Here is a 21240-nt window from a genome sequence, read left to right on the forward strand (position 1 = left end):
CGGGGTCTGTTTTTCGAGACCCCGCGCCTTCTGAACCGCGATGCCCTTGCACGCATCCACCGCTACATCTGTCATTCGACTGCAATACAACCCTGCCTAAGATCCGCCCAAGGATCTCCACCATCGGCCTTTGAGGTTTACCCCGGGCCGATTTTCAAGGTCAGTTATCTACGCGCGTAGATAGCTGTAGAAGCAGAACAAACACACCCAATGGTCATGTCCGGGCCTTCCTTGGATCAGGAGTTTTTTGATGTCGACAGTTGCAAGTGCTGCTCAACCCGATGCGCCTATCGCATGGGGCGCAGCGGATGAAAGCTTGATAACCCCGCAAGGACGCCGGGAGTTGTATCGCGCCACCCTCGCCTGTTGGCTGGGCACGGCAATGGAGTACGCAGACTTCGCCCTGTATGGCCTGGCGGCGGGCCTTATCTTCGGCGATGTGTTTTTCCCCAATGTGTCGCCTGCCATGGCGTTGCTTTCCACCTTCGCGACCTGGTCGGTGGGTTTTGTGGCGCGGCCGATCGGTGCGCTGTTCTTCGGGTGGCTGGGTGATCGTAAAGGCCGCAAGGTGGTCATGGTCTCGACCGTCGTGTTGATGGGTGCTTCCACCACGTTGATCGGCTTGATCCCCAGCTATGCATCGATCGGTATCTGGGCGCCGGCATGCCTGGTACTGCTGCGCTTTACCCAGGGCTTTGGTGCAGGCGCCGAATTGGCCGCAGGCACGGTGATGCTGGGCGAGTTCGCGCCCGCCAGACAACGAGGCCTGGTGTCTTCGGTGATTGCCCTGGGCTCCAACAGTGGGACCTTGCTGGCTTCATTGGTGTGGCTGGCCGTGGTGCAAATGGATCAACAGCAACTGCAGGACTGGGGATGGCGCATTCCGTTCCTGTGCAGTTCGCTGATTGCCCTGGCCGCCCTGTGGCTGCGGCGCAACCTGCGGGAAACGCCGGTGTTCGAACTTCGAAAGGCCCAATTGCAAGCGCAGCGCGATACCGCCCTCACTGCCCCTGCGCAGCCGGTTGGTTTCTGGAAAGGCAGCCGGGCATTTCTGACCATGGTCGGCTTGCGCATTGGCGAGAACGGCCCGTCTTACCTGGCCCAGGGGTTTATCGTCGGCTATGTGGTGAAGGTGCTTGCGGTGGACAAATCTGTCGCGACCCAGTCCGTGTTGATCGCGTCGATCCTCGGCTTTTTGATCATCCCCTTGGCAGGCTGGCTGTCTGACCGGTTCGGTCGACGCATCGTGTACCGCTGTTTCTGCCTGCTGCTGATGCTCTACGCCTTCCCGGCGTTCATGCTGCTGGATTCCCGCGACCCGGCCATTGTGATGACCACCAACGTGGTCGGCATGGGCCTCGCTTCCCTCGGTATTTTCGGCGTACAGGCGGCCTGGAGCGTTGAGATATTCGGCGTAAAAAACCGCTACACCAAACTCGCCCTGGCCAAGGAACTGGGCTCGATCCTCTCCGGCGGTACCGCGCCTCTGGTGGCTGCCGCGCTGCTGACCTGGACCGGCCACTGGTGGGCGATTGCCGGGTACTTTGTCGCCATGGCCGGGATCGGTTTCGTGACGACCTTTGTCGCCCCGGAAACCCGTGGGCGCGACCTCAACGCGCTGGAAGATGCTATCTAGTTTCATCCCCCTGAAAAACCACTGACGCCTCGCAGAAAGGCGCAAACCCGCACGACGGTTCAACCACCAGTCGGGCGAAGCCATGCCTGTAAATCGGCAATCCATAGGAGCATTGACATGAAACGGTCCACCCTCGCACTGGCAGTGACTACCAGTATCCTTGCGCAACAAGCACTGGCCGCAGGCTTTATCGACGACAGCACGGCGTCGGTCAACGCGCGCACTTTTTACCTTCGCAGTGATAACCCGAACACCCCGGGCGTCGATCAGAACGAACTGACCCAGGGTTTCAAACTCGACTATCTCTCCGGGTTTACCCAAGGCACGGTCGGCTTCGGTCTCGACGTTCAAGCCATGCAGGCATTCAACCTTTCCGGTGGTACCCAACACCCGAGCGCCAGCACCTCGAACTCACTCGCACCGGTCGATTCGGACGGCACGCCGGTGGACAGCTGGAGCCGCCTCGGGGCCAACGCCAAGCTTCGCGTGTCCAAGACCGAGTTCCACGCCGGCAGCGCGCTGCAGCCTAACTTGCCGATCCTGGTAGCCAACGACGGCCGGTTGCTGCCGCAAACCTTTGAAGGCGTGACGGTAACGTCCAAAGACATCGATAACCTGACGATCAATGCCGGGCAACTCAACCGCTCCACGGGGCGTGCGTCGTCCAACTCCACAGGGTTGGCCATTGCCGGTGGCACCCAGGACAGCAACTCATTCACCTATGCCGGCGCCGACTGGAAAATCACCCCCACCACCACCCTGCAGTACTACCGCGCCGACCTGAAGGACTATTACACCCAGGATTTCCTTGGCCTGTTGAACACCACGCCGCTGGGTGAAAACTCCCGCTTTAAAACCGACCTGCGCTACTTCAACAGCAAATCCCAGGGTAAAAACGGCACCACCGGCTACCTCTTCAACAACAACGGCGGCTACGCCAGCGAGCCGGGCAAAGTGGATAACACCACCTGGAGTGCGGCGTTCACCTACTACCTGGGCGGCAACGCGTTCATGCTCGGCCGCCAGCAGGTGTCTGACTCCGGCGGCACCGTGTACTTGAACCAGGGCAACGTAGTGGGCGGCGCCGGCAACAGCGAAGGCAACGGCGGCGCCAGCGTGTACCTGATTACCGACGTGATGGATAACTCGTTCATCCGTGCAGGCGAAAACACCAACTTTGCCCAGTACTCCTACGATTTCGCCGCGCTGGGCGTTCCCGGTCTCTCGGCCTCGGCGCTGTACCTGCATGGCGACAACATCCGCTCGGTCGACGGCGCCAGCCGCTACTCGGAGTGGGAACGTGACATGCGCATCGACTACGTGGTGCAGAGCGGTCCGTTGAAAGGGTTTGGCACCTCGTTGCGCGAAGGCAGTTTCCGCAGCGGCATTCCCAACGTGGGTGCGGTGGACCAGGCGCGTGTGATCTTCAGCTACACCTACGCGATCTTCTGACCCCGAAGGGGCTGCGGGTGTCTAAGCGAAGCCGTACACAGGTCATCAAACTGAAATAAACCAGCAGTGATAATGCCGCCCATCTCAGCCCCTTCTCTTGCCGTAAACATCTACGCGGGTAGACCTGTTATCGGGTACCGCCCCGCGTGTCCATCGACTCACAGGAAATGGCAGGTCGCTTTGACAAAACAGTATCCCACCCGGGCCACACGCGATGATGTGGCCCGCGAAGCAGGAACCTCGGTCGCGGTCGTCAGCTATGTGATCAACGACGGCCCAAGGCCCGTCGCCAAGGCGACGCGCCAGCGTGTCCTGGATGCCATAAAATACACCGGTTACCGGCCCAATGGCGTCGCCCAGGCGCTGGCCTCGGGCAAAACCCGCACCTATGGGCTGGTTGTGCCGAATATCTCGAATACCTTCATCGCCTCTTTCGCCCATGCACTGCAACAGGAAGCATTGGACAACGGCCTGGTCATCCTGCTGGGCGACTCCGGTGACTGCCGCAAGCGTGAGCTGAACCTGATCAACAACCTCCTGAGCCAGCGGGTGGATGGCCTGTTCTACACCAGCGTCGACCGCCACCCGCATATCGAGCTGATCCAGGCCAGCGGCACGCCTTTTGTGATGCTCGACCGGGTCAACCCCAGCCTGGCCGTCAATATGCTGCGGGTCGACGAGCGCGGCGCTGCACGTCAAGTCACCGCGCATTTGCTGAGCCATGGTTACCGCGAGGTAGGCATCATTTGTGGCCCCCTGGAAATGCTCAACGCCCAGGACCGCTTGAACGGCTGGCGTGACGCGCTGGCGGACTCCGGCATTGAAGAACGCGCCGAATGGATATTGCCCGCCAGCTACACACGACAAGGCGGGTATGACGCGACGCAGCGCATGTTGGCCGACGGCCCCCCGGCCCGCGCGCTGTTTTGCTCCAACGAAGCGCAAGCCATCGGCTGTATTCGGGCCCTGTCGGAACACGGCATAAAAGTCCCCGAACAGGTAGCCCTGGTGTGCTTTAACGGTACCGAGGAGTCGGCGTTTTATGCCCCGTCACTGACCACCGTGTGCCAGCCCGTGCGCGAGATGGCCAAAGCCGCCATTGCCATGCTGCTGGCCTGGAATGGCGAGGTGAAGCTGCAAGAGTTTTCTCACCGTCTGGTGATTGGTGAGTCCTGCGGATGCGGCGCTGTGCAAACACCGCGAGTCTAAAAAAAGAAGGTGAAATGAAACGTTTAATTATTGATTGCGATCCCGGAAACGGGATTGCAGGCGCCAATGTTGACGACGGTCTGGCATTGGCGCTGGCACTGGCTGCACCCGAACTGTCGCTTGAACTGGTCACCACGGTGGCAGGCAACACCCCCAGCGCCGTGGGTTACAACGTCGCCAAAGACCTGATGGCCCGAACCGGCCGCTCGCTACCCGTGGTCAGGGGCAGCACCCAGGCACTGCAGGAACCTGGCGGGCCCTGGCGCGATGCGCTGGACAACACCGTCCATAAACGCCAGCTCGCGCATTTATGGAATGGCGTGCGCCCTCCCCTTGATTTCGAGGCCCCGGCCCAGGAAGCGGCCGACGCCATAGGCCAGTTGATTTGCGCGAACCCCGGGGAAATTACCCTGGTGGCGATCGGGCCGCTGACCAACGTGGCGCTGGCGATTGAACGCTACCCGGACATGATCAAGGCGGTCAGGCAAATCGTGATCATGGGCGGTGTTTTCGCCCTGGATGACTTCATCAAGGACACCAACTTCGGCTTCGATCCGGAAGCGGCGGACCGTGTCCTCGGTTGTGGCGCGAATATCACCCTGGTGCCCCTGGACGTCACCACGCAAACCCTGATGACGCACCACGACCTGGACCGTATCCAGCAACTCGATACGCCCCTCGCCCGTTTTATCTGCGAGACGTTCAGGCCCTGGATCGACTATTCAATGGCCACCCGCAGCCTGGCCGGTTGCTGGGTCCATGACGCCCTGGTGATTGCCTGGTTGCTGGATCCGCGCGTCGCCACCGCCACGCAGTACTACACGGAAGTAGAACTGCGCGCCGGCCGTACGCGGGGCAAAACCTGGCGCTATAAGCAGCCACTGCGGCTGGACGTTGGCATCACACCGCCTACTACTGGCCTGGTGGACGTATTGCAGACCGTGGACAACCGCTTGCTACTGGAAATCATCGAACGGTACTTGTCGATGCAGCCGCTCAAAGCATCGGTGAGCTACTGACCACCCGCAACGCCAAGCCTTCATATGCATCCAGCGTAATGGTGAAGTCCCCCTCGGGCGTCAAATCACCCTCTACCCGCTCATTGATGATGTCCACCACCGGCCCGGGCGCAATATCGGGCAGGTGCAGGGTTTCGGTGATGGGGGTGGAGCCGAAGTTCAGCGCGGTGATCTGGGTGCCTTTGCCCGCCGGCAATTCGTGGACCATGATCAACAGCCCCGGGTGCTGCACGTCCGGCACCAGGATCTGGCGACTGGCGGCGATGTCGTAGGCACGGCGCACCGCGAGGATTCTTTGCAGTTGGGAGGCAAACGAGTCCGGGTCGGTCAACTGGTGGGTCAGGCTGCCGTACAAGGTTTTAGGGCGCGGCATGTTCCCGGCGGACTGCGGCGCGTCCGGGTTCAGGTCTACCAGGTCGTAGGCGCCGCGGTGAATCCAGCGTGTGTCGCCATCCAGCATCAAATGGGCGACTTCCTCTGCCGGCAATGGCAGTGCGCCGACCAGGTCCCATCCGGAGAGTGCGAACACTCCCGGTTGCATCGCGTTGTACATCACCAGCAGCAGGTGAATCTGGCGGATCTGCTGGATATCTGCGGGGGTGATCGCCTCAAGGTCGCGAATCCCCAGCGCCGCCGTGATGATGCTGGCGGTGGTGCAGGACACCCCGTTGGTCACGAACTTCAGGTTATACGGCGCGTGCTCGCCCGCCAGGCGTTCGTACATCTGCTCGCGAATATGCTCGCGCAGGATGCCGCCGGGGAAGGTCTGCCCCTGGTACAGGTAGGTGTCATGGGCGTGCAGCGTCCAGAAGTGCACCAGCTCCAGGGTCAGTTCGTCATGGTTCTGCAAGGCATGGATCAGTGAGCCAGGGTCGATGCCGAGGGTATGCATCTCCCGCAGCATCAGGCGCAGGAACTCGGTGTCCCCCATCAACAGCGCGTGCTGGTACGCCGGGCGGGTGATGAAGTCATAGGACAGGTCGGCGCCGCCGTGGGACATGGCGGCAATGTCGTCCACCGTCAGGTTCAGCTCCTGGAAGCTGAAGCCGCCCGCCTTGCGAATCGCGCCGCCCAGCAATTGGTTGCCGGTGATGGACAGCGGATGGCTTTCAGACCAGGCGTTACCTTCAAGTTTGCGTTCCACGCCGAGGAATCCGTTGGCGTCCAGGCGCAGGATTTTCGCGCCCATCACGTCGATGGCGTGCAGTGCGTCGCCAATGATCATCTGCTGCGCGGCGAAGGTCGGGTCCAGCCAGTTCAGCGACGGTTGGCCTTCCTTGAAGTAATGCAAGTACACCCAGCGCCGGGGCTTGCCGTCCACGCCGATGACCACGTCGGTGGCGCTCCAGTCGGTTTCCTTGACCCCGGGCTCGAAGAAAATCACCCGCTGCAACTGGCCGACGATGTAGTGCTTGTCTCTGAGGGCGTCGACCTGCGTTGGGCTGAGGTTCTGTGCATCGCGGCCTTCGGTAATCTCGGGCAGCAATGGCCAGTCTTCCTCGCGGATTTCCACCATGTGGTAGAGCCCGGGGTAGTCTTCGTAGGCCATCTCGGCCAGGCGGAAGTCCGCGCCCTTGCCGGTGTGGGACGGAATCACGTCGTCAATGATCACCGCGTTATGCGCGGCGGCCATGCGGGCCAGGGATTGAAGCTGCGCTTCTGTACCCAGTTGCGGGTCGATGTCGAAACTGATGCGGTCAAAGTTGCCGTCAATGGTCGGCGTGTGCTCGGTGCCCGTCAGGCCGCCCGAGCGTTTCAGCGGGCCGTTATGAATGCCCTGGATGCCGATTTTCGACAGCGCGTGCCACAAGGTTTCATCACCCAGGGCCTCCAGTACGCTGCCGTTTTCGCGAGTAACGATAGACGCCGGGTACGCCGTGAACCACACCGACGACAGGGCTGAAGCATCACGGGGCCGCGTGTGTGCATAAGGCTGTTGCCACAGCCTGCCTTGCCCCGAGTAGAGTTTGGCCCGCTGTTTAGCGGCGTGCAGCATCGATTGTTCCACCAGCCAGGCCACATGATTCTTCTCGGCATCCGTCATAAATCGATCACCTGCGCTCATTAAGTATTCGATTCCGGCGCCTGCATTTGAGCTTGCATCGCCGCACCGTTGGTTATTGTATGAGGCCCTGAGCGGCCATTCGTTGCATTGGCCGTCACCCATCATCAAGACCGAGGGCTGCACGTGGACTACTTCGCAGCGTTAACCGCCTTTGTGGAAGCGGCCGAGGGGAATAACTTCTCCCGCGCCGCCGACCGGCTGGGCATCAAGGCGTCTACGGTTTCACGCTACGTGAAAGACCTGGAGCAGGACCTGGGCATCGCCCTGTTCAACCGCTCGACCCGCACGCTGCGCCTGACCGAGGGCGGCCAGACCTTCCTGATGTACGCACGCCGGGTGCTGGACGAACTGGAGCAGGCGAAGGCGGCCACCTCGGCGCTGAACGAACAGCCCCGTGGCGTGCTCAAGCTCAACCTGCCGCCCGCCTTTGCCCGCCACCATGTGCTGCCCACCTTGAACGCGTTCCTGGCCCGCCACCCGCAGATCAAGCTGGAGCTGGTGCTGGATGACCGCCACGTCAACCTGATCCACGCCGGTGCGGACCTGGCGATCCGGATTGGCACCCTAGCGGATTCCACGTTGAAGGCCCGCAAGATTTGCGATGAAAACTACCGGCTGGTGGCCAGCCCGGGGTTTTGCCGGGAGCACCCGGCACCGTGCAGACCTGCCGACCTGGCGGCACTGCCCGGGATTCTGGGGGCGGCTGAGATTGCTTTCGCCAACGGGCATGAAGTGTCGCCGCTGGTGCATAAAGACTGCCTCCGGATCAACGATCTGGACGCGCAGATGATCGCCGTACAGCAAGGCCTGGGGTTTGCCTTGCTGCCCGACTGGCTGGTGGCCGAGCGCATTGACGCCGGCGAGCTGGTGGTGTGGTTGCCTGAGTGGAGTATCCGGATCGCCGGCCGCGAATCGTCGGTGTGGTTCGTCTATCCACCCAAGCGCATCGTGTCTTCCAAGGTGCGGTGTTTCATCGACTTTATCGTCGAGCAACTCGGCGAAACACCGCACTGGAAGCGCGTCAGCTGAAGCGGATATCCAGCGAGCGCAGGTAGGTTTGCAGCCCGGCGTCCTGGATCGGAATCAGGAACGCCTCGGTGTCGGACTCGTTGAAATGGGCATGCCAGTAACCCGGCGGTGTGACAAACGCCAGCCCCGGCGACCAGTCGACCCGCACCGGGTTGCGGATTTGCCCGTCGGCGTCCAGCTCGGTGCCCACCAGCGAGTAGCAGCCCTTTGGGCAATCGATGATGAAATCCAGCGCAATCGACTGGTGCCGATGGGGTTTTTGAATCGACCCCGCCGGCAGGATCCCGTACATCGCCCACAGCACATGGGTCACGGTGCGGGTTTGCGGGAAATGCCGATTGCCCAGCAGGATGCTGATGCGGCTGCGGTCCTGGGCGCGGGGATCATCGGCGGCTTCACGCAGCTTGGCGTTGGCCAGCTCCGCCGGGTACAGCGTTGGCACGAAGCGGTCGGCACTGCGGGTCACGCCCAGATAACGCAGCAGTGGTTCGTCATGCACGTAGTACAGCCGCGCATCCTCTGTTGCGCTGAAGTGCGCCGGCTGCAGGCCCGGCAGCGCCAGGAAGCACCCCTTGGACCATTCGATCCGATGCTCACCCTGAACCACACTGCCCTGCCCCGCGATCACATAAAACACCTGTGAGGTGGCGTTGGGTTGCAGGTCCAGCGTGTCGCCGGCGTTCAAGCGAATGAAGTTCGCACACAACCCCGGGCCGGTGGCCGGGCCTTCGCAGCCCAGTGCCTCGCTGAGGTCCAGCGGCACAACCCGGGACGGGCCGCTGTCGTACAGCGAGGCCGGGAAGCTGTGGTAGGGAATGCGGGTGATCAGGTTGGCACTGATGGGGTTGGCGGCTTTGCTGTATTCGAAGTATTCGGCGTCGAGCAGGTGCAGCGGCTGGGTATCGGTCACGTCAGGCTTGGATTCACGGTTCATTATGATCACCAATCTACGGCTGGATTTCGCGACGCCTGGTGGGACGTTGCGGCGGTGAAAACACTATAGGCACTGCGCGACGGCGGATTAATCCCCCCTGCCGCACAGCAGTTGTGCGACAGGGGGCAGGAACGTTCCCTAGAAGTAGTACTTGGCCACCAGCTCGTACTCATCCTGCCCGGTGTAGTCGCCTTGTTTGTTCCTGGCCATATCGAACTTTCGCTCCAGGCCAATCGCCAGGGTGTCATGCAGGGTGATCAGGGCAAAACCGGCTACTGAATAGCCGCTGCGCCCCGAACTGTTTTTGTCCGAGAACAGGTTTACCCCGCCATACGCCTTGAAGAATCCCAGCTCGCCCATTTCTGGAAACGAATAGCTGCTATAGGACTCCAGCGCCTTTGCCTCGCGATAGCCACTGGAGGTGGGTGCCGACGCGTTCAGGTTGCGATACTCGCCATAGACCACGGCGTGGTACCAGGGCGCGTTGGTGTAAGTGACGCCGGACAACCAGCCTTCGACATTCGGGTGCCGGGTGTTGAGTTGGGCCTGGGCGTCCAGTGAACGCTCACTCATTTCGGTGTAACCGTAGGCCAGGCGCAGCGACCAATGCTCCGCCGGGCGCCAGACCGCGCCGACCTGATACAGGGCATCGCGGGAACTGTCGACAAACTTGCCGGCGCCCACACTGCTCGGGTTGACGGAATTGTGCACCGGGCCGGTGCCCAGGCCATACATGACGCCAAATTCGAAATCGTCGCTTCTGACCCGGTAGTACAGGGTTTTGTTCGGCCGTGAAAAGCCCAACAACTGGTTGCCGCCATAACCATTGAAGGTGCCCTGGCCTTTGGTGCCATAACCCAGGTACCAGTCAGTGATCGAGCCGACCATGTCGAAAGTCAGGGACTTTTGCTGCCCATAACTGAGTTGGCCCCAGCGCGCATTGCGCACGAATACATACTGGAAACGCTTGGTCTGGGCGGCGGTGCCGTCATAGTAGAACGGGTCGTAGGCCCACTCCTGACGCATGCCCACGGCCCACTGCGTGTTGAGCTGGTGGGTGTAGATCATGTTGATACGGTGGCCAATGCTGCCGGTGTGACGGCCCTGGATGTAAACCTTGTCGTTGGAGGCGAAAATGCCCTGGGCATGCAGCTCCAGGCGATCACTGTCGGTTTTGATCAGGTCAATGGCCATGGCCGGTTGGGCACTGCCCAGGGCCAAAAGACCCGCCAGGATAAAACGATGACGCACGCAAAAGCCTTGTCCAACACGACGAACAGGGGAAATCATGGATGAGTGCTCCCGCTGCGCCACCAGGCAATGGCGCAGACGTTCAAGAGGTAGGTGACGCTAAAGCCTGGATATTTTTATTTTTATGGGGTGTAACGGTCAGAACGAGACGGCTTGGCTGGCCCTCACGTTGTCCGACGCACTGGCCAGTTTCAGGGTGCGCTGGCCTCGTGGCAGCGCCCAGGATTGAGTCTTCACGGCCCAATACTGAAGCTTGCGCAGCGGCACTATGATGGACACGTCGCGTGTCTCCCCGGCCTTGAGGCTGACGCGATCAAACCCGACCAATGTCTGCGGCGCGAACTCGGCGCCCTCGACCGCCCGTTGCGGTGCACTCAGGTACAGCTGCGGCACTTCATCGCCGGCAACGTGGCCACTGTTGGTCAGCGTGAAGTCGACCTTCAGGTCGCCGTTGCCCAGGCGCCGGGTTTGCAATCCGCTGTAATCGAAGCGGCTATAGGACAGCCCGTAGCCAAACGCGAACAGCGGTGTCTTGTGCTGTGCTTCAAACCAGCGGTAGCCGATATTGACGCCCTCGGTGTAGCTGACCACGCCATCCAGTTGCTGGCCGCGCTCGGGGTGCTGCGGGTCAGTGGCCGGGTAGTCCTGCAGGCTGCGGGCCCACGTAAACGGCAAGCGGCCTGCGGGGTTGCTGCGCCCGGTGAGGATATTCGCGGTCGCCGGGCCGCCTTCATCGCCGGTCCACCACATCTGCACCAGGCCCTTGACCTTGCCCAGCCAGGGCATGGCCACCGGTGTGCTGGTGTTGAGCACCACCACGACGTTGGGATTGATCGCGGCGACTTCTTCGATCAGCTTGTCCTGGTCTCCCGGCAAGCCAAACTGCGGGTCGGTGCGCGCCCAGGCGAAAAACACCACCTTCTTCGCACTGCGCGCCGCCGCGAGTGCCTGGGCCCGGTTGGCTTCGCGCATGGCCGGCGTGACCCACGCCAGGCGTACTTGAACCGGCGCACCTGAGGTGTCGTTGTAGGTGCTGACTTCGATCAAGTGCTCGCCACGACTGAGCTTGACCATGCGCCGCACGTTGTTGAGGCCGTCGGTGGTCGGCATCAAGGCGTCCTGCCCCGGATGCACCACGTCACCGTGCAGCGCATTTTTCAGCGAGCTGCTTTCGCCGATGATTTTCCCGTCGACTTTCAGCACTGCACCGGCACCGAGCATCTGCAGGTTGAGGTTGTAATCCCCTTCCTGGTCGATCGCCAGTTGGGTTTTCCAACTCGGCAAGGAGCTGGCCGCCAGGGCATTGGCACCGGTGAATGCCAGTTGGTTGTCGCGCTGGCCCTGCCCTTCGCCCGCTCTGACCCACCCCGGCTTGCCATCAAACGAAACCCGGTCTGCCGGAATCGCGACGCCGGTCATGTCATTGGCGACTGCCACGCTGATCACGGCGCTTGGCTCGAGGGCTTTCAGTGCATAGGCCGGCCCGACTTGCAGCTCCGGCATGCCGATCGCGTGTTCGGCGGAAACCCCCAGCGCCACCGGCTGCACGGCGCCTGGGCCAATCATCGCCAGGCCCTTGAGGTCGTCTTTCGACAGCGGCAGCACGTCGTCCTGGTTTTTCAGCAGTACCGCAGAATGCTCGCTGGTGCGGCGCACGATGGCAGACAACCCTGCGACCATTGGGGTCGATTGCGGCTGATGACTGCCCTTGTCCAGCAGGCCAAAGCGCTCCATCTGCCCGAGCACGCGCCTGGCGGCCTTGTCGATGTCCTGTTCCTTGACGGTTTTATCCCGCAGGGCTTCAAACAGGTTGCTCGGCTTCTCGTCATTGGGGAATTGGCCCAGCAGCACGTTAGGCCGCTGGCCGACCATCCACTCCTCCGGCATCGGCCGGGCGAACACCTTTTTCATGCTGCCCATGGAGGTGTGCAACGCTGGCTGTTGCTGCTCGGTGTTGTCGTAGTAAGAACGCATGATGTCCCAGAACGGGTGCTTTTCATCGATGCGTCCGGGCATCTCCATGTCCATGCCGCGCTTGATGTATTGGGCGCTGTGCACGCCGCCCCAGTCAGAGGTGACAAAACCCTTGAAGCCCATCTGCTTGCGTAATACCTGCTCCAGCAGTTGCTCGTTGCCGCAGGCAAACTCGCCATTGAGCTTGTTGTAGGAACACATGATCGAGGCCACGCCCGCGTCCACGGCGTCCTGGAACGGCGCCAGATAGACCTCGTGCAAGGCCTGCTCGGGAATGCTCACGGCATACCCGGTCATGTCGTAGCCCACCAGGTGCTTGGCCTGGGCCATCACGCCCTGGCCCTGGATGCCCTTGATCACCTCGGCGCCCAGGCTGCCGGTCAACAGCGGGTCTTCACCATAAGTATTCCAGCCACGCCGAAAGCCCGAGTCACGAAACAGGTTGATGAAGGGCTCCAGCGCCACGTCGATGCCCAGGCGCTTGGCCTCTTCGCCGATCACCGTGCCGTTGTCAAAGGCATCCTGTTTGCTGAAGGTGGCGGCCAGGCCCATGGTGGAGGTGGGAATGATCGAGGCCTTGCGGGTCAGGATGCCCGGCGGACCGTCGGCCATACGCAGGGCCGGCACGCCGAGGCGCGGTACTCCCGGCAGGTAACCGGCCTGGCCCTGGTTGGTGGCGTCGGCTTCGGTCATGCCACGGATCAGGTTGAATTTTTCGTCCAGCGTCATCTTTTTCAGCAGGGCATCCACTCGGGCCTGGTCGGTCTCCCTCGCCATGGACTGCCCTGCCAAGGTTGAACACAACACCGCCGCCGTCAGTATCGACAGTCGGAAAAAACCAGGGCAAACACGCCCGTACCGCGTAAATGAGGTGGTCATAGGTAGCTCCGTTACTTCTGGGTTAACGTTGAGTGGGTTCTTTGACAAGCATCAGGCCCAACAGGGAAACCAGCCCGCACACAATCAGGTAGAACGCCGGCGCATTGGGGTTGCCGGTAAGTGAGATCAGCAGCGTGCAGAAGAACTGCGCAAAACCACCGAAAACGATGCTGGCCAGGGCGTAGGTTACCGAGAGGCCGGTGGCCCGGACCTGGGCGGGGAAAATCTCTGCCAGCAGCACCAGCGATGGCACGGTGTTGCACACCAACAGCGCTGCGAGAATGCTCGCCACGATCACCAGTGCGGGCAACGTGGGCGAATGCTGCAACAGCACGAACGCCGGGTAGATCAGCAGCAGCAAGGCCAGCCGCGACCAGACGATCATGCGCTTGCGCCCCCAGCGGTCACAGGCGCGGCCGGAAGCCACTGCCAGTGCGACCTGCACGGCGCCCGCCGCGCAGCCGGTCCAGATTCCCGCCGACAGTGGCAGATGCAACTGCGCCACGGCAAAATTCGACAGGTAATGCAAAATCACATAGGAACCGGACGTGCCGCCGATGGCGATGAGGATCCCGGCGACCAGCGCACGTTTATGCTCGCCCCAGCTCAAGCGATGGCTGACGCCGCGCTTTACCTGGTCACTTTCCTGCAGGTGCCGGCGCATGTACGAGCCCACCGGAATTACCAGCAGACCGATCACGAACGGCAGGCGCCAGCCCCAGGCCATCACCTGTTCTTCGCTCAGGGCGTAGTTCACGCTCAAGCCCACCACCGCACCGAGCAACACGCTCAAGCCTTGGCTGAAGAACTGCCAACTGGTGAAGTAGCCGCGTTCATGACTGCCGGCTTTTTCCATCAGGTAGGTGGTCGAGGCACCGACTTCGCCACCAATCGCAAAACCTTGCAGCAGCCGGGCAAACACGATCAGCAGAGGTGCTGCGATACCGATCTGCCCGTAGGTGGGCGTCAGCACAAATATCAGCGAACCGATGGCCATCAACCAAAGGGTCAGTACCATTGCGGCCTTGCGCCCTACCCGGTCGGCATACTGGCCGAGCAAGATACTGCCCAGCGGGCGCATGAAAAAGCCGATGCCGTAGGTGGCGAACGCCAACAGCAGCTGGTTTGAGCCTTCCATGGGAAAGAATTGCTTACCGATGACCGTGGCAAAAAAGCTGTAGACCGTGAAGTCGTAGAACTCCAGACCGTTGCCAATGGTGACGGCCGCGATGTTGTTTTTCCTGCGGGGCTGGACCGGCGCCGACGAAAACGCCGGCACGGCAGACGCTTCAGATGAAGTAGTTTCCATGATCGGGTCCGGGCCTCAATTAACAGCAGGAGTGTGCTTGAGCATTTTTTCCACCAGCTTCACCCAATACGACGCCCCGACCAAAAGGCACTGGTCGTTGAAATCGAACTTGGGATGGTGACACATCACGTTCTGCGCACTGTCGCCATTGCCGATGATCAGGTACGAGCCCGGACACTTCGCCAACATGAAGGCGAAGTCTTCGCTGCCGGTGAGCGGGCGCATGTTTTCGATCAGGCCCTTCTCGCCGAACCATTCCAGCGCCGCACCGCGGGCCAGTTCGGTTTCGTGCTCATCATTGACCAGTACCGGATAACGGCGGTTGTAATGCACGTCTGCGTTACCGCCGTAACTCTGCGCGATGTTCTGCGCCAGGGTCGTAATGCGGGTTTGCAGCAGGTCGCGCGTGTCGGCACGCAACGAGCGCACGCTGACTTGCAGCTTGGCCGATGCGGGGATCACATTGGCAGCAGAACCTGCATGAATGGAGCCAACACTGACAATCGCAGTGTCCAGTGGGTCGATATTGCGCGACACCACGCTTTGCAGGCACAGGGTCAAGGTAGCCGCCATCACGACCGGGTCCACGGTTTTGTGGGGCACCGCGCCGTGGCCGCCGACTCCGTTCAGGGTGATCGTTGCGGTGTCGGACGAGGCCATGAACGGCCCTGCGAGAAAGCCCAGCTTGCCCTGGGGGAAGCCCGGCATGTTGTGCATGGCGAAGATTGCATCGCACGGAAACAGCTCGAACAAGCCCTGCTCGACCATCTCGCGCGCTCCGCCCAGGCCTTCTTCCGCCGGCTGGAAGATCACATTCAAGGTGCCGCTGAAGCGTCGGGTGCTGGCCAAGACTTTGGCCGCTGCCAGCAGTGTGGCGGTGTGACCATCATGGCCGCAGGCGTGCATTTTGCCGGGCTGGGTGCTGGCGTATTCCAGGCCCGTCTCCTCGGCAATCGGCAGCGCGTCCATGTCGGCCCGCAAGCCTATGCGCGGTCCGTCACCGTTGCGCAACTGCCCTACTACGCCGGTGCCGGCCAGGCCGCGATGCACCTCGAAGCCCCATTCCTCAAGTTTTTGCGCCACCAGGTCACTGGTTGCAAACTCCTCGAAGCCCAATTCCGGATGGGCGTGGATAGCGCGCCTGATGGCTATCATCTCGTCCTGAATCTGTTCGATCTCTGCCAGAATCTTCATTTTTGTTGTCTCCTCAGACTCGATATGGGCTTGATTCTGACCCGTATTGACAGAATGAAAAGACAACCTTTAGGCTCGATGACAACATTTAGTTGTCATCAGGGGCAGCATGAAAACCAACCAGTTCACCGCTTTGGTGGCGGTCGCCGAAACCGGGAGTATCCGCAGTGCGGCCAAATCCGTCGGCCTGACCCAGGCCGCAATCACCCGCACCTTGCGTGATCTGGAGCAGCAACAAGGGGTGGAATTGCTGGAGCGTACCCACACCGGCGTGCGTTTTACCGAGGCTGGCAAAAGCCTGCTGCACCACGCGCGCCTGATACTCAGCGAGATTGAAAAGGCCAAGGCCGACCTGAATCTGATTCGCAGCGGGCAGGCCGAACGCCTGCGTATTGCCGTCTCTCCGTTTATCAACTTCAGCTTTCTGCCGGAGTGCCTGAGCCTCTACCAGCAAGAGTACCCCCACGTATTCCTGGAGGTGTTCGAGGGGCTGCACGGCATTTCGGTGCCGCAGCTTCGGGACGGCTATCTGGATTTCGCGGTGATCCAGGCCAGTAATTTCATTACCGAAAACGAGTTCTCCATCGAACCGCTGTTTTCCTATCAGGCCCATGTGGTAGGGCGTAAAGACCATCCGCTACGGCACTCTAGTTCCATTGATGAACTGAATGCCATGAAGTGGCTGGCGAACTACCCTCCTTCGCTGCACAACACGTTTATCAGCGATCTGAACCGGGAGTTTCGCCTGTCACCCCCGCCCAGTCATGTGGTGAGCGTGCACTCGGCGGGGATTTTGCTGCCGGTGCTGTTGCAGACGGACTCGCTGACTGTTCTGCCTGACTTATTGCTCAAATCCGAGTGTTTTGCCGGTGCGGTCGCGCCGTTGAGTGCGTTCAAAGGCTCCAAATCAAGGATCCTCGGCGTGGTCAGTCGCCGGGGTAACGTGCGCAGCAAGGCTGCAACTGCCTTCATCGGTGTGTTGAAGCAGGTAATCAAGCAATATGCCAGGAATCACGGCTCACCGTTCAGCGAGATGCTGTCGCCGAAGGATTTGTTCTTTTGAGTGCCGTCTTAACAAGCTTTTAATCCGCCTAAAAATTTCTTAAATCCTCCCCGACATACTCCGCCTCAGACCCCCATCTGAGAAAACATACATGTCACCCATCGAAGCTAAATCACCGCCCGTGAACGCGTTGACCTCGTTTGCCGGGACACTGTTCCTGGCCAGCCTGTCACTAATGCCCGTCACCACCCTCGCGGCGTCAGAGAGCGATAAAGCGTTTGGCTGGGGCCTGGGGTTGGGGGCCGCTGTGACGAATTCCCCCTACCGTGGCCATGACGACGACAGCCAGCTCCTGCCGGCCGTGTCCTATGAAAGTCGCTGGATCAGCGTGATGGGCCCTGGCATCGACTTCAAGATACCCAGCGACAGCGCGCTGTCATTTCGTTTGCAGGCCCGGTACGGGCTGGATGAAGGCTATGACGCATCCGATTCCGATGACCTGGACGGCATGCGTGACCGCGACCCGGGTATCTGGCTGGGGGCCAAGGCCATCTGGCAGAGCCCTGTCGCGCAGTTCTCCGCGCAATGGGCTGGCGATGCATCAGGCAACAGCGACGGGCAAATCATCCGGCTGGCCGTCGAGCGACGCTTTACAGCGGGTCACTTCGACTTCACCCCGCGCCTGGCGGCGGTGCACCTGGATGAAGACTACGTCGCTTACTACTACGGCGTACGCGCCAGCGAAGCCAGGGCGACGCGTCGGGCTTACGCCGGTGACGCCACCGTCAATATCGAGGCGGGGGTACGCGTTGGCTACCCGTTAGAGACTAACCAGCACGTCTATCTGGACCTGAGCGCCACACGCCTGGGCAGTGAGATTGAAGACAGCCCGATCGTGGACCGATCCACCCTCGGCTCGGCAAGGCTTTGGTACATGTACCGTTTTTGACTGACACGGCCGCCGCTCGCCCTGCCTGCGGCGGCTTCACGGTACTGGCTCACTCCCACGGAGGCCCCATGAGATCACTCGGGACGCTGTTGTTGTCCTGCATCGCTGGCTGCGCCGAGCTGCCGGTCAGCCCTGTATCGCCGGCCCCGGAGAATTTTGCCGACTATCGCCAGAAAACCCTCTTGCTGCTGGAGCGTAACCGACGGTTTCAGAGCGCGGACCATGCCCTGGAGCTGGCCTGGAACGCCCCTCGGGAATGGCAGCCTGAGCACCCCAACGGCAAAGGGATACTGCTGGTGCACGGCCTGGGGGACTCGCCGGGCTCCTTCATTGATATTGCACCGCAGCTCGCCGGCCAGGGTTATCGGGTACGCACGCTGTTGCTGCCCGGGCACGGGACTCAACCCGCCGACATGCTGGGCGTCGACATCACCGATTGGCAGCACACTGTGGCCCGGCAAGTGGCGCTGCTGCGCCAGGACGCCGACGAGGTTTACCTGGGCGGTTTCTCCACTGGGGCCAACCTGGTGCTGGAATACGCCATGGACGACCCGGCGATCGCTGGCTTGCTGCTGTTTTCACCCGCGTTCAAGGCCCGCCTGCCCTTCGATTGGTTGTTGCCGTGGCTGTCCAAGGTCAAGCCCTGGTTGCGCCAACCTGACGGCCCTGCCCCCCAGCAGACAGCGTTGCGCTATCAAAACGTACCCACCAACGGCTTTGCCCAGTTCTACTTCACCAGTACCGTCGTACGCAGCAGGCTGGCGATGCAGACCTATGACCGGCCAGTGCTGATCGTCAGCGCCGCCCATGACTCAGTGGTGGATGTCGGGTTTGTGCGGGAGACGTTCAGCCAGCGCTTTCCGAACCCGGCGTCACGGATGATCTGGTATGGCGACCTGGTTCCCGGGCAGCGCCATCCACGGATGCTGGTGCGCAGTGACCGGTTTCCCGCCGAACACATCAGCCAGTTTTCCCATATGAGTGTGCTGTTCTCGCCGGACAACCCCCAGTACGGTCGTCAAGGCAAGCAGCCGATGTGTTCCAACGGGCAGAACGCCGAGGGCTACCGCCAATGCCTGGCGGGGGCCGCCGTGTGGTATTCCGATTGGGGCTATCGGGAAGCAGGCAAGGTGCATGCGCGTCTCACCTACAACCCTTATTTTGAATGGCAGGCCCAGGTTATGGCGCAGGTGCTGGAGGCGGCACAATCCCAGGAAAATACACACTGATGGACAATCCCTTGCCGGCCAGGCCGCTGCCTGTGACGATGCTTGCATGGTGCCCTTTAACGATATTTTTCACCAGCGACAGGCCGATCCCACTGCCCTGCCCGCCGCTGCCGGGGACACGGTAAAAACGCTCGAAGATCGACTCTCTCTCGGCGGCGGCCACCCCCGGCCCGTCATCGGCGACTTGCAGGCAAGGCCCTTGGGGCGATGGGCCACAGCTGATTTTCACGTGGTCGCCCGGCCCGGTGTAGCGCAGGGCGTTGTCGATCAGGTTGCGCAGAAGAATGCCCATGGCGTCGACATCACAGTCGATCAGACACGGTTGGGTCTCAAGCAGCAGCGTGCGTTGTGCCTGCGCGGCCTGCACCTCAAATTCATCGGTGACATAGCCGATGAGTTCGCTCAGGTCGACCTGGGTGCGATGGGGTTTATGCACCGCCTCCAGGCTCGCCAGGTCCAACAATTGCTCAGACAAACGCGTGCTGCGCGCCACCACCGCCAGCAGCTTGTGCAAGGTCGCGTCCTTTTCAGCAAGGGTCGTGGCCCGCAGGGCAATTTGCGCATGGGCCTGCAAGGCCGAGAGCGGCGTGCGTAACTCGTGGGCCGCATTGGCGATAAAACGCCGTTCACCTTCCAGTGCCTGGTCGAGTTGCCGCAGCAAGTGATTGAATCCCTCCACAAGCGGGCGTAGCTCGACCGGCAGCGCGCCCACCCACAACGGCGTAAGGTCAAAGCGGTGCCTGCCCCGCAGGGCATTTTCGATCACCAGAACGGGCCGTAGCGCACGACGCAACACCTGCCACATCAACAGCCCTACCAGCGCCAACAGCGATGAGGCGATACACAGCGCAACGAAGGCTTTTCGACGCATGTCCGCGCTGATCACACTGTGCAGGTAGCCGACCTGGACGGTCAGTTGCCGGTTGCTGTCGGATATTGAATACACCCGCCACTTGCGCCCATCGATCATCGGGCTCGAAAAACCGTCCAGGAAACTCCCCTGCAACGCCGTCGACGGGGCGCCCGGTGCACCGGCCAGCAAACGGTCGTGGCCCGCCCACACCTGATAAGTCAACAGCCCGGCTTCGGCCAGCCCGGCGCTGCGTAATAGCGGGCTCGCGTCCTTTCCCGGGAGCTGCTCATTATTCTGCGGGATGGCCAGCAACAGCTGAGTCGCGATGGCTTGCAGCTTGCTGTCCCAGATGCTGCTGGAGCTGACCTGGGTGTAAATCAGCAATGCCGTCAAGGCGAGCGCCCAGCAAATACCGATGGTCAGGAACAGCACACGCATCATGCGTTGGCGCAGGGATTTCATTGACGGGCCCCGGCGATCATATAGCCCTGGCCATGGACCGTGGTGATCAGCTCATCGCCCAATTTGCGCCGCAATTGGTGGATATACACGGCAATGGTATTGCTCTCGATGTTGCTGGCATGGCCATAGACCACTGCCTGCAAATGATCACGCGCGAGCACGTGACCGGGGCGCTCCAGCAGCGCGAGCAGCGTGCGGTATTCATACGCGCTCAATGCCACCCGCCGGCCACCTCGGGTTACCACGTGACGGCTGCGGTCCAGCACGATATCCCCCAGGGTCAGCAGTGAGATCACCCGCCCTTCACTGCGCCGGCTCACGGCCCGCAAGCGCGCCCACAGTTCGTCGAGCTGGAACGGCTTGACCAGATAATCATCGGCCCCGGCATCCAGGCCGACGATGCGCGCACTCAACTGCCCGCTGGCCGTGAGGATCACCACCGGTGTGGGGTCGTGTTGTTTGCGCAGGGCCTTGAGCACGCTCAAGCCGGATTCACCTGGCAGGCCAAGGTCAAGCAGGACCGCGTTGTAGGTATGTTCGACCAACGCCAGGCGCGCTTGGGAGGCGTCCTTGACATGGTCAATGTTCCAGCTGTTTTGCCGTGCGCCATCGCAGATGGCTTCGGCCAGCATGGCGTCGTCTTCCACCAATAATAAATACACAGCAGGCCCTCGTGTGCTGCTTGGAATGGGGCAACACAATCCACACATACGGGATGATGAGCAAGGGCCGGAACCATAGACCGATTTTTTTAAGAAAGTATTAAAACGGGGGGAGTTGATGAAATCACGTG

Annotated in this window: 16 protein-coding genes; 8 read left to right on the forward strand and 8 right to left on the reverse strand. The window is 61.3% G+C overall.

What is annotated here, in order from left to right; translation table 11 throughout:
* Positions 1-250: 250 nt before the first annotated feature.
* From P3C29_RS27755 to P3C29_RS27770, 4 genes are all read left to right on the forward strand, one after another.
* Positions 251-1636 carry an MFS transporter gene (locus tag P3C29_RS27755; protein ID WP_275965949.1) on the forward strand — a complete coding sequence of 462 codons (1386 nt, stop codon included), beginning with the start codon at positions 251-253 and terminating at the stop codon, positions 1634-1636.
* A gap of 117 nt (positions 1637-1753) precedes the next feature.
* Positions 1754-3088, forward strand: a complete 1335-nt coding sequence (locus tag P3C29_RS27760) for an OprD family outer membrane porin (protein WP_169388388.1) — start codon at positions 1754-1756, stop codon at positions 3086-3088.
* Between the two features lie 180 nt (positions 3089-3268).
* Positions 3269-4297 carry a LacI family DNA-binding transcriptional regulator gene (locus P3C29_RS27765; protein ID WP_275965950.1) on the forward strand — a complete coding sequence of 343 codons (1029 nt, stop codon included), beginning with the start codon at positions 3269-3271 and terminating at the stop codon, positions 4295-4297.
* 14 nt (positions 4298-4311) lie between these two features.
* Positions 4312-5316: a nucleoside hydrolase gene (locus tag P3C29_RS27770; protein WP_275965951.1), complete on the forward strand. Its 1005-nt coding sequence runs from the start codon at positions 4312-4314 to the stop codon at positions 5314-5316.
* Here the strand turns inward: P3C29_RS27770 and treS are convergent.
* On the reverse strand, positions 5294-7360 hold the full coding sequence (gene treS, locus P3C29_RS27775) for a maltose alpha-D-glucosyltransferase (protein ID WP_275965952.1): 2067 nt from the start codon (positions 7358-7360) through the stop codon (positions 5294-5296). The two genes, P3C29_RS27770 and treS, sit on opposite strands and share 23 nt — an antisense overlap.
* Before the next feature lie 144 nt (positions 7361-7504).
* On the opposite strand from treS, the gene P3C29_RS27780 reads away from it, so the two are divergent.
* Entirely contained in the window at positions 7505-8410 is a 906-nt protein-coding gene (locus tag P3C29_RS27780; protein WP_275965953.1) for a LysR family transcriptional regulator, read from the forward strand.
* Here the strand turns inward: P3C29_RS27780 and P3C29_RS27785 are convergent.
* The 5 genes from P3C29_RS27785 to P3C29_RS27805 form a co-directional block, all read right to left on the reverse strand.
* Positions 8403-9344: a cupin gene (locus tag P3C29_RS27785; protein ID WP_275965954.1), complete on the reverse strand. Its 942-nt coding sequence runs from the start codon at positions 9342-9344 to the stop codon at positions 8403-8405. The genes P3C29_RS27780 and P3C29_RS27785 overlap by 8 nt on opposite strands.
* 138 nt (positions 9345-9482) lie before the next feature.
* Complete coding sequence (locus P3C29_RS27790) at positions 9483-10634, reverse strand: porin (protein ID WP_275965955.1); 1152 nt, start codon at positions 10632-10634, stop codon at positions 9483-9485.
* A 99-nt stretch (positions 10635-10733) separates the two neighbouring features.
* A complete protein-coding gene (locus P3C29_RS27795) occupies positions 10734-13448 on the reverse strand; it encodes a glycoside hydrolase family 3 C-terminal domain-containing protein (protein WP_275965956.1) in 2715 nt (904 codons plus the stop codon).
* A gap of 22 nt (positions 13449-13470) precedes the next feature.
* Positions 13471-14757, reverse strand: coding sequence for an MFS transporter (locus P3C29_RS27800; protein WP_275965957.1), 1287 nt, complete (start codon positions 14755-14757; stop codon positions 13471-13473).
* Positions 14758-14772: 15 nt separating this feature from the next.
* On the reverse strand, positions 14773-15951 hold the full coding sequence (locus tag P3C29_RS27805; protein ID WP_201124077.1) for a M20 aminoacylase family protein: 1179 nt from the start codon (positions 15949-15951) through the stop codon (positions 14773-14775).
* A gap of 109 nt (positions 15952-16060) precedes the next feature.
* Here P3C29_RS27805 and P3C29_RS27810 point away from each other — a divergent pair, with 109 nt between their 5' ends.
* The 3 genes from P3C29_RS27810 to P3C29_RS27820 all read left to right on the forward strand — a co-directional run bounded on the left by P3C29_RS27810 (position 16061) and on the right by P3C29_RS27820 (position 19132).
* On the forward strand, positions 16061-17014 hold the full coding sequence (locus P3C29_RS27810) for a LysR family transcriptional regulator (RefSeq protein ID WP_275965958.1): 954 nt from the start codon (positions 16061-16063) through the stop codon (positions 17012-17014).
* Between the two features lie 91 nt (positions 17015-17105).
* Positions 17106-17903, forward strand: coding sequence for a MipA/OmpV family protein (locus P3C29_RS27815; RefSeq protein ID WP_201124074.1), 798 nt, complete (start codon positions 17106-17108; stop codon positions 17901-17903).
* 68 nt (positions 17904-17971) lie between these two features.
* Positions 17972-19132, forward strand: coding sequence for an alpha/beta fold hydrolase (locus P3C29_RS27820; protein ID WP_275965959.1), 1161 nt, complete (start codon positions 17972-17974; stop codon positions 19130-19132).
* On the opposite strand, the gene P3C29_RS27825 is transcribed toward P3C29_RS27820, so the two are convergent.
* Together P3C29_RS27825 and P3C29_RS27830 are read right to left on the reverse strand one after the other, a co-directional pair.
* Positions 19083-20447, reverse strand: coding sequence for an ATP-binding protein (locus P3C29_RS27825; protein WP_275965960.1), 1365 nt, complete (start codon positions 20445-20447; stop codon positions 19083-19085). The two genes, P3C29_RS27820 and P3C29_RS27825, sit on opposite strands and share 50 nt — an antisense overlap.
* Positions 20444-21109: a response regulator transcription factor gene (locus tag P3C29_RS27830; protein WP_201124071.1), complete on the reverse strand. Its 666-nt coding sequence runs from the start codon at positions 21107-21109 to the stop codon at positions 20444-20446. Before P3C29_RS27830 ends, P3C29_RS27825 begins: the two co-directional genes overlap by 4 nt.
* Between the last annotated feature and the right edge of the window lie 131 nt (positions 21110-21240).

Origin of the sequence: Pseudomonas sp. 1912-s (assembly GCF_029269205.1) — a bacterium.
Lineage (GTDB): Bacteria > Pseudomonadota > Gammaproteobacteria > Pseudomonadales > Pseudomonadaceae > Aquipseudomonas.

What these genes read in the sequence shown, in the direction of transcription:
- P3C29_RS27810 (WP_275965958.1), top strand. Translation starts at nt 16,061, where the DNA reads ATGAAAACCAACCAGTTCACCGCTTTGGTGGCGGTCGCCGAAACCGGG.
- treS (WP_275965952.1), bottom strand. Translation starts at nt 7,360, where the DNA reads ATGACGGATGCCGAGAAGAATCATGTGGCCTGGCTGGTGGAACAATCG.
- P3C29_RS27815 (WP_201124074.1), top strand. Translation starts at nt 17,106, where the DNA reads ATGTCACCCATCGAAGCTAAATCACCGCCCGTGAACGCGTTGACCTCG.
- P3C29_RS27825 (WP_275965960.1), bottom strand. Translation starts at nt 20,447, where the DNA reads ATGAAATCCCTGCGCCAACGCATGATGCGTGTGCTGTTCCTGACCATC.
- P3C29_RS27770 (WP_275965951.1), top strand. Translation starts at nt 4,312, where the DNA reads ATGAAACGTTTAATTATTGATTGCGATCCCGGAAACGGGATTGCAGGC.
- P3C29_RS27805 (WP_201124077.1), bottom strand. Translation starts at nt 15,951, where the DNA reads ATGAAGATTCTGGCAGAGATCGAACAGATTCAGGACGAGATGATAGCC.
- P3C29_RS27795 (WP_275965956.1), bottom strand. Translation starts at nt 13,448, where the DNA reads ATGACCACCTCATTTACGCGGTACGGGCGTGTTTGCCCTGGTTTTTTC.
- P3C29_RS27800 (WP_275965957.1), bottom strand. Translation starts at nt 14,757, where the DNA reads ATGGAAACTACTTCATCTGAAGCGTCTGCCGTGCCGGCGTTTTCGTCG.
- P3C29_RS27755 (WP_275965949.1), top strand. Translation starts at nt 251, where the DNA reads ATGTCGACAGTTGCAAGTGCTGCTCAACCCGATGCGCCTATCGCATGG.
- P3C29_RS27760 (WP_169388388.1), top strand. Translation starts at nt 1,754, where the DNA reads ATGAAACGGTCCACCCTCGCACTGGCAGTGACTACCAGTATCCTTGCG.
- P3C29_RS27820 (WP_275965959.1), top strand. Translation starts at nt 17,972, where the DNA reads ATGAGATCACTCGGGACGCTGTTGTTGTCCTGCATCGCTGGCTGCGCC.
- P3C29_RS27785 (WP_275965954.1), bottom strand. Translation starts at nt 9,344, where the DNA reads ATGAACCGTGAATCCAAGCCTGACGTGACCGATACCCAGCCGCTGCAC.
- P3C29_RS27790 (WP_275965955.1), bottom strand. Translation starts at nt 10,634, where the DNA reads ATGATTTCCCCTGTTCGTCGTGTTGGACAAGGCTTTTGCGTGCGTCAT.